This window comes from Peribacillus simplex, from assembly GCF_030123325.1.
Taxonomy (GTDB): domain Bacteria; phylum Bacillota; class Bacilli; order Bacillales; family DSM-1321; genus Peribacillus; species Peribacillus simplex_D.
Genome location: NZ_CP126106.1, coordinates 1,294,668 through 1,311,573, shown reverse-complemented (window position 1 = coordinate 1,311,573; position 16,906 = coordinate 1,294,668). Strand labels below are relative to the sequence as shown.

The 16,906-nt window shown below is 40.5% G+C and carries 18 protein-coding genes; 6 read left to right on the top strand and 12 right to left on the bottom strand.

Annotated elements, in window-relative coordinates:
• Positions 1-4: 4 nt before the first annotated feature.
• The 6 genes from QNH43_RS06315 to mgtE form a co-directional block, all read right to left on the bottom strand.
• Positions 5-502, bottom strand: coding sequence for a YhcN/YlaJ family sporulation lipoprotein (locus tag QNH43_RS06315; protein WP_283917194.1), 498 nt, complete (start codon positions 500-502; stop codon positions 5-7).
• A gap of 290 nt (positions 503-792) precedes the next feature.
• Positions 793-1,158, bottom strand: coding sequence for a DUF1360 domain-containing protein (locus QNH43_RS06310; RefSeq protein WP_283917193.1), 366 nt, complete (start codon positions 1,156-1,158; stop codon positions 793-795).
• A 14-nt stretch (positions 1,159-1,172) separates the two neighbouring features.
• A complete protein-coding gene (locus tag QNH43_RS06305; RefSeq protein WP_283917192.1) occupies positions 1,173-1,748 on the bottom strand; it encodes a hypothetical protein in 576 nt (191 codons plus the stop codon).
• Between the two features lie 11 nt (positions 1,749-1,759).
• Positions 1,760-2,074, bottom strand: a complete 315-nt coding sequence (locus QNH43_RS06300; RefSeq protein WP_283917191.1) for a hypothetical protein — start codon at positions 2,072-2,074, stop codon at positions 1,760-1,762.
• Positions 2,075-2,396: 322 nt separating this feature from the next.
• Complete coding sequence (gene fabI, locus QNH43_RS06295) at positions 2,397-3,170, bottom strand: enoyl-ACP reductase FabI (protein WP_283917190.1); 774 nt, start codon at positions 3,168-3,170, stop codon at positions 2,397-2,399.
• Between the two features lie 133 nt (positions 3,171-3,303).
• On the bottom strand, positions 3,304-4,674 hold the full coding sequence (gene mgtE, locus QNH43_RS06290; RefSeq protein WP_434060184.1) for a magnesium transporter: 1,371 nt from the start codon (positions 4,672-4,674) through the stop codon (positions 3,304-3,306).
• 122 nt (positions 4,675-4,796) lie between these two features.
• Here mgtE and prpE point away from each other — a divergent pair, with 122 nt between their 5' ends.
• On the top strand, positions 4,797-5,540 hold the full coding sequence (gene prpE, locus QNH43_RS06285; protein WP_283917189.1) for a bis(5'-nucleosyl)-tetraphosphatase PrpE: 744 nt from the start codon (positions 4,797-4,799) through the stop codon (positions 5,538-5,540).
• 90 nt (positions 5,541-5,630) lie between these two features.
• Here the strand turns inward: prpE and QNH43_RS06280 are convergent, their stop codons facing one another.
• The 3 genes from QNH43_RS06280 to QNH43_RS06270 are packed head-to-tail and all read right to left on the bottom strand — an operon-like array spanning position 5,631 to position 8,028.
• Positions 5,631-6,545 carry an RluA family pseudouridine synthase gene (locus QNH43_RS06280; protein WP_283917188.1) on the bottom strand — a complete coding sequence of 305 codons (915 nt, stop codon included), beginning with the start codon at positions 6,543-6,545 and terminating at the stop codon, positions 5,631-5,633.
• 17 nt (positions 6,546-6,562) lie between these two features.
• On the bottom strand, positions 6,563-7,357 hold the full coding sequence (locus QNH43_RS06275) for an NAD kinase (protein ID WP_283917187.1): 795 nt from the start codon (positions 7,355-7,357) through the stop codon (positions 6,563-6,565).
• Positions 7,358-7,407: 50 nt separating this feature from the next.
• On the bottom strand, positions 7,408-8,028 hold the full coding sequence (locus QNH43_RS06270; RefSeq protein WP_034314484.1) for a GTP diphosphokinase: 621 nt from the start codon (positions 8,026-8,028) through the stop codon (positions 7,408-7,410).
• Between the two features lie 317 nt (positions 8,029-8,345).
• On the opposite strand from QNH43_RS06270, the gene QNH43_RS06265 reads away from it, so the two are divergent.
• From QNH43_RS06265 to QNH43_RS06250, 5 genes are all read left to right on the top strand, one after another.
• Complete coding sequence (locus QNH43_RS06265) at positions 8,346-8,924, top strand: CYTH domain-containing protein (protein WP_283917186.1); 579 nt, start codon at positions 8,346-8,348, stop codon at positions 8,922-8,924.
• 31 nt (positions 8,925-8,955) lie between these two features.
• Positions 8,956-9,282, top strand: coding sequence for a hypothetical protein (locus QNH43_RS27625; RefSeq protein WP_349654805.1), 327 nt, complete (start codon positions 8,956-8,958; stop codon positions 9,280-9,282).
• Positions 9,248-9,613, top strand: coding sequence for a lytic transglycosylase domain-containing protein (locus tag QNH43_RS27620; RefSeq protein WP_349654804.1), 366 nt, complete (start codon positions 9,248-9,250; stop codon positions 9,611-9,613). The genes QNH43_RS27625 and QNH43_RS27620 overlap by 35 nt, the downstream gene beginning before the upstream one ends.
• A 238-nt stretch (positions 9,614-9,851) precedes the next feature.
• Positions 9,852-10,256 (top strand): globin domain-containing protein, encoded by a 405-nt coding sequence (locus QNH43_RS06255; RefSeq protein WP_076367109.1) that lies wholly within the window; start codon positions 9,852-9,854, stop codon positions 10,254-10,256.
• Positions 10,253-11,146 (top strand): ClpXP adapter SpxH family protein, encoded by an 894-nt coding sequence (locus tag QNH43_RS06250; protein WP_434060158.1) that lies wholly within the window; start codon positions 10,253-10,255, stop codon positions 11,144-11,146. Before QNH43_RS06255 ends, QNH43_RS06250 begins: the two co-directional genes overlap by 4 nt.
• A 937-nt stretch (positions 11,147-12,083) precedes the next feature.
• On the opposite strand, the gene pepF is transcribed toward QNH43_RS06250, so the two are convergent.
• The 3 genes from pepF to cls all read right to left on the bottom strand — a co-directional run bounded on the left by pepF (position 12,084) and on the right by cls (position 16,902).
• Positions 12,084-13,901, bottom strand: a complete 1,818-nt coding sequence (gene pepF / locus QNH43_RS06245) for an oligoendopeptidase F (protein WP_283917185.1) — start codon at positions 13,899-13,901, stop codon at positions 12,084-12,086.
• 190 nt (positions 13,902-14,091) lie between these two features.
• The gene (locus tag QNH43_RS06240; RefSeq protein ID WP_283917184.1) at positions 14,092-15,300 is read right to left on the bottom strand and encodes a competence protein CoiA; all 1,209 of its coding nucleotides are present in this window, start codon (positions 15,298-15,300) and stop codon (positions 14,092-14,094) included.
• A gap of 93 nt (positions 15,301-15,393) precedes the next feature.
• Complete coding sequence (gene cls, locus QNH43_RS06235; RefSeq protein ID WP_283917183.1) at positions 15,394-16,902, bottom strand: cardiolipin synthase; 1,509 nt, start codon at positions 16,900-16,902, stop codon at positions 15,394-15,396.
• Positions 16,903-16,906: the final 4 nt, after the last annotated feature.

The following is a 16,906-nucleotide window of genomic DNA, read 5'->3' as shown; positions in this document are numbered from 1 at the left end:
TCTTCTAAATTAATTCTTTTTGAAGTTCTTCAATTTCCTTGAACTTCTTCCTTGCCTTTTTCTCGGGTACATCTTTTTCTTTGAGTAACTCATTCAATCTTACAGATTCCAAAAAGATTTTATAATCGCTTGATACGATAAAATCATTATCGGGAAACTTCTCTTCCAGATTTTCAGTCACAGTCTTTTCAATTTTCTTCATATGAAAACGTTGCATGTGCTTAACTTTATAAGCGACGATAATCTTTTTTTCGTTTTTCACGACGATCACGTCATAGATGGTGTCTTCATTAGCAACTGTTTCCTTGACCTTTGAGATCAATCCCTTTTCATCCTTCCCATCCATTCCATTAATGATATCCATCGGTTCAGGATTCGTACGTTTAATCATTGCTAAATTCTCCGTTTTTCCATCATTCTTATTGCTGCACCCAGTAAGCACACAAAAAATAACCATAAAAACCAGCAAGCTGCCCTTAAAATATCTTCCTTGTCTGAACATAGATTCACATCCTAATTTATTGTTCTATTGTTATTTTCTTGTTTAACTGTTTTTTTATGAATGGTAGGATTAGGAAATAAAAAAACCCTTCCGAAATGGAAAGGTTTTTTCACTCAATAGCCTTTATTTTTATTGTTATTATTACAGCCACAGTCTTTCTTGATTTTGATCGGTTGATCTTTTTTAATCGGTTTTGCATAAGCCCATGGATTCTGTTTCTGATTCAATTTATGACTCCTCCTTTAAGATCTATACCATACTATATGAACGAAGAGACAAGTTGTTTCCAATCAAATGTCCATAATTTTGCTGATTATGACCTCAATCATTGCGCCTACTGCTGCTACGGCAAGGATTAATATCAATACATCGCCAATAAACCAATGTTGGATATAAAGGAAAACCAGAAAAAGGCTTACCCAGACACCCACGCACCAGTAACAGCTTAGCAATTGTCCAATCCAGCCAAGCAGGCCCTTCTCCTTGGGCATTAAAAATATTTCCACATCCCCCTCTTCATTTTTTTCCTCTATCTCTTTAAAAAAGGGGCGGCGGAGCGGCTCCATGATTTTATCGAAAACGATCAAACGTGTCAGCCTGAAGGAAGCCAAGCCTAATATTATAAATAAGGTAAATTCACTTTGTGGGGGAAACATTTAATATTGCTCCTTCACTTAGATTCTTCAATTATTTTGGCATCGATGATATCCGGCATGCCCACGAAACGAATATGGTTCCCTCTTTTAATCTTCACAGATTCCCCCTTCATTCCCAACACATGAAACCGAATCGTTTTTCCGTTAACAATAGCCTCACATAATGGCTTTGGAAAACCTTGATGATTGGATAGGCGGGAAATGATGTCGCGGGAAGATTCTTTCTTCTCCACCTTTTTCCTTTTTCTCTTAACTGGTTTTTCCTTTTCTTGTTCTATTTGTTCAGGATGTTCCATTTGTTCAACCGGAGTTTGCTCAGGGACATATTGTTCAGTGATTTTCCTTAATCCCGTAATCTCTTTTTCAATTTCCTTCATGGCATCATAAACACCGAATTCACGTTTGACTTTTTCGATTTTTTCTTCTTTTTGTCCGGCTTCCTGTAGTTCGGGTTCAGGCTCAACGCTGTCTTTAGGTGTAGCTTTTTTCGTTCGAAAATCACTTTGCATATTCCCACGCTGATCTGATATTTTTGCTTGATCGACATATAATAGTGGTTTGGATTCCTTATCGCCATTTTTCTCTGACATGAAAACCCTCCTTAATATTTCAGGATATCCACAGACTGCAGCTGCTCCATATGGTATTGGACAACTTTTTTCCCGAATTTATGCCTTATGAACAAACTGGACTCTTTTTTTTGCTCCAATTTTCCAAACAGTGTACGGTCATTGATGATGAACTTACAAACAGGTTTAGGTGCAAAGGCTGGAAGCCGGGACAATAGCTCCACCAATTCCTCGGCAGTATATGAAGTGCTGATATTTTTTTCATTCAAATTAATATGTCTCTTCAGCGGATTGTGTATGGTTTGTTTTCCAGCAGCACAAGGCAGACCAACTTTCTTCACGTCCATGATTCCCCTCCTTCTTTTTCACGAATAGGGTTGAAAGCAGGTTTTTGCCGATTCTCGCAAACAATGAATATCAGCTCTATGTATCATTTATATGAGATTCACCCTTCTTTATGCTGGAGATGTGCCACTCCCCCAAAAAAGGAATCAACCAATCTTGGATATGTTGGGGATTGGTGGAGAAAACTAATAAATAATGGCTGTTAAAGGAGCTCCGAAGATGAAAAAAGGTGGAAAGGTATCAATTGAGGATGTATCAGTTCATACATGCATAGTTGACAACCAATAAAAAAGGGGACCGATTTCGGCCCCCCTTGTTTTATTGTCATCCGATTATATGGTAACCGGAATCCACATGGATATTTTCCCCGGTAATTCCGCGGGACATGTCACTTAATAAAAATACTGCCGTATCCCCTACTTCTTCAGGAGTCGTTGTACGACGAAGCGGTGCTTCTTCTTCAATCTTCTTTAAAATTGTATTGAAGTCACGAACACCTTTAGCGGATAAGGTCCGGATAGGTCCTGCTGAAATTGCATTCACTCGAATGTTATCTTTGCCAAGATCACTTGACAGGTAACGGACATTGGCTTCAAGTGAGGCCTTGGCCACTCCCATTACATTATAATTTGGCATGACCCGTTCACCGCCAAGATACGTCATTGTGACGATGCTGCCACCTTCCGGCATGATTTCCTTCGCCGCTTTAGCTACAGCCGTTAAAGAAAATGAACTGATATTATGGGCAAGCAAGAACCCTTCACGGCTCGTGTTGACGAACTCACCGTCCAGCTCTTCCTTGTTAGCGAATGCGACACTGTGTACCACGCCATGAATGATACCTGTTTCTTCCTTAATCGTCGCAAAGCATTTATCAATGCTTTCATCCTTCGTTACATCACATTGTAAAATAATGGAAGAATCCCCTTCCAATGTAGAAGATAGTTCCTTAACGCTTTTTTCCGTACGGTCTTTTCCGTAAGTGAAGATCAGCTTTGCACCTGCTTTATGTAAGGAACGGGCAACTCCCCATGCAATACTTCTTTTATTCGCAACACCCATTATGACAAACGTTTTTCCTTCTAATGAAAAAGTCATCGTATGTGACCTCCTATTTTTAATACAAGTTATTAGTACCTGCTACTAATGACAGTATATCAAATTTCCTTTGATAAAAACACCGTTTTCTAAAGTCCTGTGGGAATAGCCCTTCAAGAGGGCCTCCTTTGGCTTATAGTAAATAGCCCATTAATAATGTTGCTAATCCGAAATAAATAAGAATACTGATAAGGTCATTTATAGTTGTAATGAAAGGGCCTGAAGCTACTGCTGGATCGATTTTCATTTTATGCATGAGAAGCGGGACGATTGAACCGGCAAGTGTGGCAACGATCAGAGTTATGAAAATCGAAATACCGACTAATAATCCCAGCATTAAATCATTTTGCCAAAAATAGACAATAAAAGTGATGGCAATTCCGCATGTCAGGCCAATAATAAGCCCAGTTCCAGCCTCTCTTAGGACTAGTTTCCACTTGCTATCCTGTTCTAATTCACCTGTTGCGATTCCTCTGACCGCTACTGCCAATGCTTGGGTTCCTGTATTCCCAGCCATGCCGCCAATCAATGGAATAAATACAGCCAGAATCGCTTTTTGGCTTAGTGTCTCTTCGAATCGGCCGATCAAACTTGCAGTCAGCAATCCTAAGAACAAGAGGATGACCAACCAAGGCAGCCGTTTTTTTGCAGCGGAAAATGGACTCTTATCAACATGATCAAGGTCAGATATACCTGCCAATTTAGAATAATCATCTGATGCCTCTTCATCCATGACATCAATGATATCATCAACGGTAATAATCCCTAACAAATGGTTTTGGAAATCGACGACGGGCACGGCAAGGAAGTTATAGTCCCTGATTTTTCGTGCCACCTCTTCCTGGTCTTCAGATACAGGTACGGAAACTACCCTGTCATCCATTAAATCACCGATTAAAGCATCTTCATCAGCAATGATCAATGTCCTGAGCGACAAAACACCAAGCAGCTTCTTATCCTGATCGGTAACGAACACATAATAAATCGTTTCCGCTTCCGGAGCTTCCCTTTTTAAGATCTGCATGGCTGATCGAGCGGTTTCATTTGCTTCAATGGCAATGAATTCTGTCGTCATGATACTTCCTGCCGTAGATTCCTCATAGTTCAGAAGCTCCTGGATTTCACTTGCCGCATCATCATCCATGATGGTCAAATAGCTAACGGCCTGCTCATCATTGATTTCATTCAAGACGTCAGCCGCATCGTCCGCATACATATGGGAAAGCATATCGGCTGCGTAAGAAGGATTCATTTCAGCCAAAAGGCTTTCGTAATTTTCTTCATCTATTTCTATATTTTCAAACAGGCCCGCCATTTCTTCCGGTGACAAATATGTGTAAACGACGGATCTGAATTCATCTGACAAGCTTGTATAAAATTGAGCCTGATCATATGGATGCATTTCAAGGAACTCCGTACGAAACTGATCTAGACTTTCCGTTTTAAGCGCTTCAAGCAAAAGCTCGTTATTCATTTGACTGCTCTCCCGCCCCCGGTCCTTCATCTCCTCCATAACCATACACCTCCTAAAACATATTTTTTCATTTCCTCGTTTATATTTTATTTTTTTAAATAATACTATACTAATACCATAAACATATACAAAACAAACAAAGGGTGTGTCAAATGAACATCGATATCATAGGGGACATTCATGGATGTTTCGCTGAATTCAGGCAGCTGACCGAAAAAATGGGCTATACATGGGAGACTGGGTTTCCTGTACATCCCTCTGGAAGGATTCTCGGCTTTGTAGGGGATTTAACCGATCGGGGCCCAAATTCCCTTAAAGTAATAGAGGTTGTCCATGAATTAGTCATTAACCAAAATATAGCGAGGTATGCGCCAGGTAACCACTGCAATAAATTGTATCGTTATTTTTCAGGCAATAAAGTTCAAATTTCACACGGTTTAGAAACTACTGTAGCAGAATATGAATCACTGAACATTCGGGAGCAGAAGAAGATCCGAAAAAAATTCATGGATCTGTATGAACGTTCCCCGCTTTATCAACTCATTGATGAAGGGCGATTGATCATTGCCCATGCAGGAATTCGCAGTGACTATATTGGTCAATATAGCAATAAGGTAAAAACCTTTGTCCTCTATGGTGATATCAATGGCTCCAAACATCCCGATGGGTCTCCGGTCAGGAAAGACTGGGCAAAATCTTACAAGGGGAAAACATGGATCGTATATGGACATACACCAGTCCCTAAAGCTAGACGAGTCAATCATACATATAATATTGATACAGGCTGCGTCTTCGGTGGAAAATTGACGGCTGTACGTTATCCCGAAATGGATCTTCAAGAGGTGCCTTCTTCCATGCCTTATATAGCGGAAAAGTTCAGGACATCTTTTGATTAACCAAAAAAACTCGCCATCTTGGTGAGTTTTTTTGCGTCTATCGATTTTTTCATAATCTTGAATTCGTTTCAATGCAGACCGGATATAAAGTCAGGAATCCCATCCTTTACTTTCCTCGAGCAAACGGGTCATATCCTCCGGCAACTCTTCTTGAAACAACATCATCTTCTTGGTGAAAGGATGTAAAAATTTCAATTCGAAACAATGAAGGGCTTGGCGAGGGATACCTCTCCTGTTCCCTCCATATAAATCATCACCAGCCAGCGGGTGACCAATATGCGCCATATGGACCCTGATTTGATGTGTACGACCTGTCCGGAGTTCCAAATTAAGGAATGTGCGGGACTCTGTGTGTGCCAATACCTTAAATAGGGTACAGGCATACCGGCCATCCTCCCTGACTTCCCGTTCAATGATGCTGGTCGACTTTCGTCCGATTGGCGCCACTATCTCTCCTTCAGGTCCTTCAACGATTCCTTCAGCTACGGCTTGGTATCTCCGTTTAACCTGTCCTGATTTTTGCTGTTCACTTAAAAGGTGATGGATATGCCGGTGCTTGGCAATTAAAACCAAACCTGATGTGTCACGGTCAAGACGTGTAACTATATGGATCGTCGCCTGTATTCCCGTCTTCCTATAATAACCCGCCAAGCCATTCGCCAGACTGCCGTTGGGATGCTCGCGGGACGGAATGGTATTCATGGAAGGGGGCTTGGCCACCACCAATACAAACTCATCTTCATATCTGACGTTCAGGGGGATGGGTTCCGGCAAAAGGCCTTCGCTTGCCTGTTCCTGCGGAAATATGACGGTGACGATGTCACCCGTTTCAATCCGCTCCCTTACTGTTACTTCTTCGCCGTTCAACTGGATATATCCACCTTTAAACTTAATATCCGTTAATGCTCGTTTTGAAATATCGCATTTGCTGAGAAACTCTCGCAATAAAGAGCCAGAATCCTCTTCGAAAACCGACCAGGTCAAAGAAAAGTTTTGATTTGACATGAGGTGAATCTATCTCCTTAATTAGCAATAAATGAATCATGTACTCTTTTCCAGAAAGGAAAAGGGCGGAACCTGGCAAATCGGATCTTTTCATCTGCCACTCGGCACTGTATCGACTTTACATTCTCCTGAAGCAAGGACAAATGGTCGACCGTAATTTGAAAATTGACCGCATTGACCGGTCTGAACATACACGTATGATGTGCCGGCAGCAGAAGTGGAGATCCTACCGTCCTAAACACCCGGTTATTAATGGATGCCAATTCGGTGATCTGGATGGCATCGATTGATGGATGGACGATGGCCCCGCCAAGCGCCTTATTATACGCCGTGCTTCCAGATGGCGTCGCAATGCATAAACCATCTCCACGGAATGTCTCGAAATGCTGGCCGCGTATTTCAACGTCCATGACGAGCGTCCCTTCCACACTTTTGACCGTCGATTCATTCAAAGCCAAAAATCTGGCTTCCCGTCCTCCATGCTGATAACGGACAATCGTTTCGAGCAGTGGATATTCCACTATTTGAAATGGGGTTTTCGCTAAAGCTATCACCAATTTTTCAATTTCATCAGGGGTCCAATCTGCATAAAAACCAAGATGTCCTGTATGTACACCGACAAAGGCGGTTTTATCCAATCGATTCTTATAACGGTGAAAAGCATATAACAAAGTGCCATCACCACCGACAGAAATGACAATATCCGGCTTATCTTCGTCATATTCCAAGTGAAAGTCCTGAAGATATGTTCGCATCCTTTGCATTAAAGTATTCGATTTCGCATCTCCTTTTGACGTAATCGCAAATTTCATGTAATCCCACCTCACAAATTAGATTTCTTTTCGTTTGCCCATTTATGCGTTCAAGAATCTTTCTTCCTGGAAAAAAGACGCTGTGCTTCCTGGATTTCCGTACGGATTTGCGACATCTCTGCATCAAGCAGGAAGGCCGCTTCCGCTGCACGTTTGAGTCGCAGTTGGATATCTTCCGGGAAAATGCCTTTATATTTATAATTTAAAGAATGTTCAATCGTCGCCCAAAAATTCATCGCAAGAGTCCTGATTTGTATTTCGGCCAGAATATTCTTTTCGCCATGGATCGTCTGGACCGGATAGCGGATTACAACATGATAAGAACGATAGCCGCTTGCTTTTTTATGGGAAATATAATTCCTCTCCTCGACTATCTCGAAGTCATTGCGACCTCGTAATAGTTCAACTACCTGTTCGATATCATCCACGAACTGGCACATCATGCGAAGCCCTGCAATATCCTGAATTTCAGTTCCCAATTTATCAATGGGGATATCCTTCAGGCTCGCCTTATCCAAAATGCTGACAATCGGCTTTACCCTGCCTGTTACAAATTCGATCGGCGAGTGAATATTCTCTCTCTCAAACTGTTTCCTTAATCCCTTTAGCTTAACCTTTAATTCTTCGACAGCCTGAGTATAAGGCGCCAAGAAATCGTCCCAACTCTCCATTGCCACACCACCTATATCTATCTAAAAAGCGCCTGTTCAACTCTGGTATGGGCAGAGCGCTCTCCTAAATCCAGCAGTCACATGACTTTAAGCCATTTCACCACTGGATCCTATTAAATCTTTTTCTAGCATAAGTATGTATTAAATTTCTATATATACGATAATCCATTTTCGTGCTCAACGTTTATATTTTATCATATCCTGCAATTGATTCCTAAATATTCAAGTACAATAGCAAAAAATTATTGAATTCAATTTGACAGCTGGAATGGTTCTTATATGATTAACCTAAGAATCAGCCAGAAAGGATGGAACACATGAACCAGCATATTGAAATTGAATTTAAAAACCTTTTAAGCGAAAAAGAATTTCGTCAACTGATCGAATACTTTCATCTCGGGGCATCGAACTTTAAAACACAGAAAAATCATTATTTCGATACACTCGGATTCACTTTGAAAAATCAAGATTCTGCGCTTAGGATCCGGGAGAAAAACGGGCGTTTCGAGCTGACTTTAAAACAGCCCGCGACAGAAGGATTATTGGAAACGAATCAAGCTATTCCTGAAGAAACCGCATATGCATTTCTGAATCATAACACATTCCCTGATGGCGAGATCCAACATCTTATCCTCGAATGCGGCATTGATCCAAAAGATTTTACCTGCTTTGGGACACTAAAGACAGACCGTCTTGAATTTCCTTACAAAGAGGGGTTACTTGTTTTAGATCATAGTTCGTATTTGAATCAGGAAGACTTTGAGCTTGAATATGAAGTGACGGATGCAATGGCCGGGAAAAAAAACTTCCTGACCCTCCTTGAAACCCTTCAAATTCCGGTAAGGGAAACCGAAAATAAGGTTAAGAGGTTTTATCGCGCCAAATTCCAGGAATAACCCTGTTTGAATCCATTCGGAGGTGGAGAGTTTGAAAATCCAAGATTTCAAAACGTTTATGGAATTGCGGGCAATCCAGCAATTCACAAATGGCAGCATCACAAGTACAAATTCATCTCGATCCGTTTTCCAGGACATGCTCTCGGAACTGGTTTCGGATGATGCTCTTGAAAGCACTTCGCAGACATTGGGTTCCTTATTATCCAATGTGGAAGCGGAAACGAAATCCTTTCTTCAACCCGGCGGCCTAACATCCATGAACATCAACCCGATATCCACTGCCCATGCTAACAATCAGAGCAGCAGCGAAACCGCCAAAAACTATGATCACATCATCAGCCAGGCGGCCAGTTTATAATCTCCTGGAAAAACTGATTAAGTCTGTCATTAAACAAGAATCGAACTTCAACCCTGAAGCCACCAGTTATGCGGGTGCTACTGGCCTTATGCTGTTAATGCCAGCAACTGCAAAAAGCCTTGGGGTGGATGATGCAACCGATCCAGAACTAAACATCATGGGCGGGAGTAAATATTTAAGTCAAATGATGGCACGATATGACAGGGACATCCAGGTTGCCCTTGCTGCTTATAATGCAGGGCCAGGAAACGTCAATAAATATAACGGCATTCCGCCCTTTAAAGAAACTCAGAATTATGTCCAAAAAGTTTATGGCACATTTTCAAGTTAATGCAAGCTGACCCTGTTTATTTGTGACGGGTCAGTTTTTTTTGCATGTATACATATGCTTCTTCCACGAACCCAAGAAACAAATCGGAAAGCCCCCCCAAAGGTGTAATTTCCGCTCATTCCCCTGTGTCATACTACAGATGTAAAATTTTCTTTAAGCTATATATTTGTTATATCAGTACGTCATTGATAAAATATGAATAAATATCAACCATCTTTCTTTAAAAGGAGTAATCAACATGATGCAAGGGAACCCTACACCATATGAATTGATTGGAGAAGGGCAATTACACAAATTAATTGATGTGTTTTACTCCAACGTTAGTCAGCACCCGGATCTGAAGCCAATATTCCCTGACGATTTAACTGAAACGGTCCGTAAGCAAAAACAATTTATGACTCAATATTTAGGCGGTCCCTCTTTATATACCGAAGAGCACGGCCATCCTATGTTGCGGGCTCGACATATACCTTTTGAAATTACACCAGAACGTGCGAAAGCATGGCTCTCATGCATGTATCTAGCTATGGACGAAGTTGGCCTTGAGGGTGAGATTAGGGAGTTTTTCTATCACCGCCTCTATTTGACGGCACAGCATATGATCAATACATCCGGAACTGACGGGAAAGGAGAAGACAGTTGAGCGCACAAAAACCAGTTTTCAATATTTCCGATTGGATCAAGACGCAGCATTGCTATGATATAGGAAAAAAGCCAATTGAAATTTATGTTTTTGTTGATCCGCTTTGTCCCGAATGCTGGGGCTTAGAACCAATTATTAGGAAATTACAGATAGAATATGGCCAATTGTTCAGTTTACGCCATGTTTTAAGCGGTAAGATCGATTCTCTTAATATGGGGAAAAATAAAAATTATGAAAACATTGCTCAAGTTTGGGAAAAGACAGCCAGCCGCTCGGGAATGTCCTGCGACGGGAGCCTTTGGTCTGAAAACCCAATCTCTTCTCCATATACAGCTTCCATCGCAATAAAAGCAGCTGAATTGCAGGGGCGTAAATTGGCCATTCGCTTTTTAAGGCAGCTTCAAGAATATGTATTTATAGGAAAAAAGGATATATCCAATATCGATGTCTTGACCGAATGTGCCAAAATGGTTGGACTGGATGTGGAGGAATTCCTTTATGACATCAATTCTTCCAGTGCAGCCAAAGGCTTTCAATGTGACATGAAAATCACAAGCGAAATGGAAGTGACTGAAATACCTTCCCTTGTCTTTTTCAATCAAAATATTGAAGAAGAGGGAATAAAAGTTTCAGGTGTCTATTCTTACGAGGTATATGTTCAAATTTTAGAAGATATGCTCAATGGTCTTCCTGCCCCTGCAACCCCCCCCTCTCTCGAAGAATTTTTACGCTGTTTCAAACTAGTGGCCACAAAGGAAATTGAAACGGTTTATAATATGAATAAGAATAACGTCGAGTTGGAAATGAAAAAGCTTGTTTTAAAACAGTTGGCAGAGAAAATTCCTGCTAAATACGGAACGTTTTGGAGATATACAAAGAAGCAGTCATGAATTTGACTGCTTTTTTGTTATATATGAAAAGGAAAAACCATGCAAATCAAAAGATTGCATGGTTTTTTTTATAAGAAAATAAGGGGATGGGAGAAATTTTTCACGATCAAACAAAGGGGTATAAGTTTGTTTGTGATTCACTTCACAATAAACAATATAACAGATAACCTAATTATGTTTCAACTATATGTGCAATATTTCACAAATTGTTCACAATATATATTTTTCATTTTTCACTTACGTTTCTGGTATATATAGCTAAATGAGAGCACCTTTTTATTTAAATCCATAAGTGTTTTTGAAATCTGATAAGCTTGGGAATGAATCTAATTGTGAAATGTATCACAAAAAATATTAAATCATTTATTTTTATTTCCTAATCTTTCGTAAAACTTTTGTTACAACCGGCATCATTTTGTTCCTTTTACTTTTCATGCAAATGAAAAACCCCGTCAAATCACGAAATTTGCTGGGGTTTTCATCTATTTATACGAATAAGGGGATAGGAGAAATTTCACGACGAACAAACAAAGGGGTATATGTTTGGGATGTGATAACTTCTATATCTGTACTATAGCAGATTATATACCTTAATTGCAAGAACTTTGTGCGCAACTTCACATTATTGTCATATTCTTAGAATACTGCTTATTTTAAAACATACTATCTAATAAAGCGCAGAAGAGCTTTTACTGCTGCCAGGTTGGAGGTGACCAAATTGAAAGGCTTTATTCTACTCATACTCTTGATAGGGTCGCTATTTGTCCAGCTGCTCGGTATCATGAACCTCATTCCTCTGTATTTTACCTCCCCTATTTTATTTTTTGTTTTCTTCATAATTCTCCATAGCTTAAATCAGAGAAATCGTTTTAAAGGATTATGACGGACATTCATATAAGTTGAAAAGGACCCGAAGTGCTCGGGTCCTTTCCACATCCTATTTATTCAAAAGCTCTTCCAACTCATTTAATTTTTCTTCGAATACATTCATGGCTTCTTGTACAGGTTCGGCTTTTGTCATATCGACACCCGCCTTTTTGAGCACTTCAATCGGATAATCGGAACTTCCTGACTTCAAGAACTCCACATACCTTTTGACAGCAGGCTCTCCTTCTTCAAGGATTTGCTTGCTCAATGCAGTTGCTGCACTGATTCCTGTTGCATATTGATAAACATAGTAATTATAGTAGAAGTGTGGAATACGCGCCCATTCCAAACCGATTTCTTCATCGATGGTCACGTTCTCTCCAAAGTATTTCTTGTTCAGCTCATAATATTCCTTAGTAAGCATATCCGCTGTCAAAGCTTCCCCATTTTGAGCTTTTAAATGAATCGTATGTTCGAACTCTGCAAACATCGTTTGCCGGAACAATGTGCCTCGGAAACCTTCCAGGTAATGATTCAATAAATAGATGCGTTTCTTTTCATCTTCGATTGAATTCAGTAAATAATCGTTCAACAGGTTTTCATTACAAGTCGATGCAACTTCCGCTACAAATATGGAATAATTTCCGTATGGATATGGCTGATATTTACGTGTATAGTAGCTATGGACCGAATGCCCAAACTCATGAACGAGCGTGAATAAGTTATTGACGTTATTTTGCCAGTTCATTAAAATATAAGGATTCGTCCCATATGTACCAGAAGAATAGGCACCGCTTCGTTTCCCTTTGTTTTCATGCACATCGACCCAACGGTTTTCAAATCCCTCTTTCAAAACGTTCAAATAGTCCTCCCCAAGCGGAGCAAGACCTTTAAGGACATAATCCTTGGCCTCGTCATATGTCACTTCCATCTTCACTTCTTTAACAAGAGGAGTGAATAGATCATACATATGAAGTTCATCTAATTGCAGTACTTTTTTACGTAAATCAAGATAACGGTGCAGTAATGGCAAGTTGTCATTGACCGTTTTAACGAGATTATCATATACGGTCTCCGGAATGTTATTATTACTTAACGCCGCTTGGCGTGCTGAATCATATTTTCTAACCGTGGCATTGAAGTTGTGGTTTTTCACCTCACCTGACAGGGTTGAAGCAAATGTATTACGGAACTCTCCATACTTGCTGTATACCCCTTTAAATGCCTCCTCACGTACACGGCGATCTTCACTCTCAAGAAAGCTGATATACCTTCCGTGAGTAATTTCAACTTCATTTCCCTCTTCATCCTTGATGGTCGGGAATTTCAAATCGGCATTGTTAAGCATACCGAAAGTATTGCCCGATGCATCAAGTACTTCTGATGCTTGCGCCAATAATTCTTCCTGCTCTGCAGATAAGATATGGGGTCTCTGAAGATTAATTTCCTCTAAAGAATGTTTGTATAATTTCAGATCTTCTTTTTCTTCCAAAAACCCTTCCACTTTGTTTTCATCAATACTCAATAGTTCAGGAACCATATATGAAAACGCAGCCGCTGCTTGGGCGTATAAAGCTTTTGCCCGATCCTCCATCCCTTGATAAAAAGGATTGGTTGTATCTTGATCATTGCGCATATGTGAATAAGAATAAACTTTCCCTAGCTTCTCGAATACCTCATCTTGGAGTTGAAGGGCCACAAATAATCTTTCTGCGCTTTCTCCCAACGTCCCTTTATGTGCCTCCGCTTTCTTGAGGTCTTCTTTTACCGCTTTGAAGGCAGCTTCCCAATCTTCCTCGGTTGCGAAGATATCTTCCAGTCTCCAGGTATCTTCAGGAGCTATTTCACTTCTTGAAGGTAATGTATTCGCTTTTGTTTCCTGTGCCATAAAAATTCCTCCCCATTCTATAGAAACGTGCCATCGGGCTGACTCGTTAAACCGGATCGAACGCTGCAATACTTCATTCGGCGTTCATTCTTTCTTAAAGTTTTCTTAATTCCCAGTTCTTATTACTATTTCTCCATTAACAAAAATAATCCTGCCCTTTCATCTGAATTCAAGATAAATAGAGATGTTATCACTGATTATACTGGATATTCCTCTTTTCCATCATCAATTTATGCTTATCATAGAAACTTTTTTCCAAAATTTGAGCTTGATCACTGGTGAAGGGAAGGGTAAATTCCCTTTCAACTATAAAAACCCCTTCTTTCAGCTTTGATAGATAACCAAATTGCTCCAAAAGCATGATATATTGACCTACAGGATACTCGATGGGTTTTTCATGAAGCAATGGCAACGGTCTGAACTTTATTTCCCCTTTTTTTGAACGCTTTCTAAAAATATGGACAATATCAGCCATAGAAATCTTTTCCCCTGTTCTTTTCTCATGAAACACATCCATGTATAACCATGCCTGCCATTCGATCGGGGCAGTTTCGATCAACAGCATCCCCCTGACGGGAACACCCACTTCAATTGGAAGTGTCGCAGGTGAAATATGATGTAAATATAGCCCTTCGAAAAAAGGGTCGCATCTCCATGCTGTTTTGACTCGATGGAGGGACCAGCCATTTCGTTTATATCTCCATACAGGCAGAAAAGGGAATCGAAAGCAGTTTTGGGGCAATGCCCGACTAGGGGGAAGGAGCTTTAAAGAAGCTGTTGTCAATTCAGCAAAGACGGTTCTGGGGGTAAAAGGAGTGAGGTTCTTCAATACTGATAAATGATCGGTTTCCGGGCAATACATCCAAAGGAAAGGATGATGGAAGCTGCCGGTGACGAAGAGCCAGTGGAAGCGGGATAAACTGAATTCATACAAACTTTTCCTTTTCAAGCTTTTTGCAGCGAGTATCCAAATTGGCTTGATGCCTATGCTTTGATAGGCTTTTGTCCTTTCCATGAATTCAACCTCGGTGATAACTGAGCATTGAAATTCTATTGCATAGCGATTACCTCCTATCACAGCTAAAATATCAGCCCTTTTCTTAATTTCGGGAAGGTAGGCTTCTAGATCCACTTGAAAACCATGTGATAAAAACCACTGAAACAATTTTCTTTTTCCCATTAAATGATAGGCGGATTCCGGTTCTGAAGAAGCGCGGCATGACGAACTATTTTTATGGGCGAAATGCGGGATCCTGACTTTTCCCGCTTTGATGGTCATTTCCATCTTGCAGCATGGACAGTAATATTCTGCTGACTTTCTCCATTCATCAATCACGTTTGCCGGCATCTTATCAGGGAGCGTAATCCATGTCCCATCCTTCTTTATCGCAGTTAGCATACATCTCCTCCTCATCCACTACATTCGCCTGCTTCGCTTAGGATTCCTTTTAATCCGTAAAAAAAAAATGCCTGATCGGCATAAGAGAAGTATCTAAAGAAGGGGCGAAAGCAATCGGCAAGTGGACTCCAAAACTTTCAAACCGAAATTCCGTTTGGAAAACGCATCAATCTCCACTTCTTGGGATACCTTTATATCTTCCAAAAAATCATTCACCAGCTGCTGAGTACTTTCCGTCCGGTAGAGAAAAGCATTGACTTCGAAATTCAGGTGAAAGCTTCTCATATCCATATTGGTTGTCCCAATTGATGCCAGTTGGTCATCCACGATGATGATTTTACTATGCATGAAGCCTTCATTATATTGGAATATACGAGCTCCGGAAGCAAGCAATTCGGGAAAATAAGTTCTCGAAGCATGAAATACGATACGTTTATCGGGGTTCTTCGGGACGAGCAGCCTGACATCCAAACCACTTAAAGCGGCCACCTTCAATGCTTGTAAGATATCGTCATCAGGAATGAAATACGGGGAAGCTATCCAGACGGACTTTTCTGCTGAAGTGATCATCTTAAAAAAAATGCTTTTAATGATCGCCCACTCACTATCAGGCCCGCCGCCAATCAATTGAATTCCGCCATGCCCGTGATGATTCGGCAGTCCGGCCATGAGATATTCATCACTTAAGAAACTATTATTGGTGCTATAATACCAATCCTGCAAAAATATGAGCTGTAAAGTCCTGACCGCTTCCCCCTTTATGATTAGGTGCGTATCCCGCCAAGAACCGAACTTCCGATCTTGTCCCAAATATTCATCCCCAATATTGAGACCGCCGATGAAACCGACAGAGCCATCTATCACAATTATTTTACGATGGTTACGAAAGTTGAATTTATTATTTAATAAAGGGAGATGCAACGGACCAAAGGCAACCATTTCGGCTCCCGCATCCTTAAGTTCATCGATATAAGAGCGCGCTAATTTCCAAGAACCAACCGCATCATAGAGAAATCGGACCTCTACCCCTTCTTTTACTTTTTGTATCAAGATGTCTTTTAACAGTCCGCCAATGCGGTCATCCCTAACAATATAATATTCTAAATGAATATGATGTCTGGCTTTTTTTAATTCTTCGATGATATTGGAAAATGTCTCCTCACCATTCCTTAAAACCCGCGTTTCAGTCTGAAATGAAATAGGGCTATTCCCTAGCCTATTTGCAAGAGTGATTAACTGCTGAGGGTTCTCGCCCATTTCCTTAATTCGTTCATTATAATCCGCTTCGTCGCTTATTTTCACGAACCTCTGTTTGTCCAAAAAGTACTTCTTGCGAAATATTCTCTCTTTCCGAAAATTACGGCCAAACAAAAAGTAAAAAATGAAACCGATGAATGGGAAAGCGCCAAAAATAACAAGCCATGTTATGGTCTGGATGGGATCTCGGTTTTCCATGAAAATGTTGAATCCAACTATCACCAAGAAAAGGGTCAATATAAGGCTGGAATAAAAAAACAGCCCGCTATCGACGCCATTTATTAGAAAATGCCAAGTACTGACCAACAAGAGAATAAGCAGACCGACGCCAACTATATTCTTCACCTAG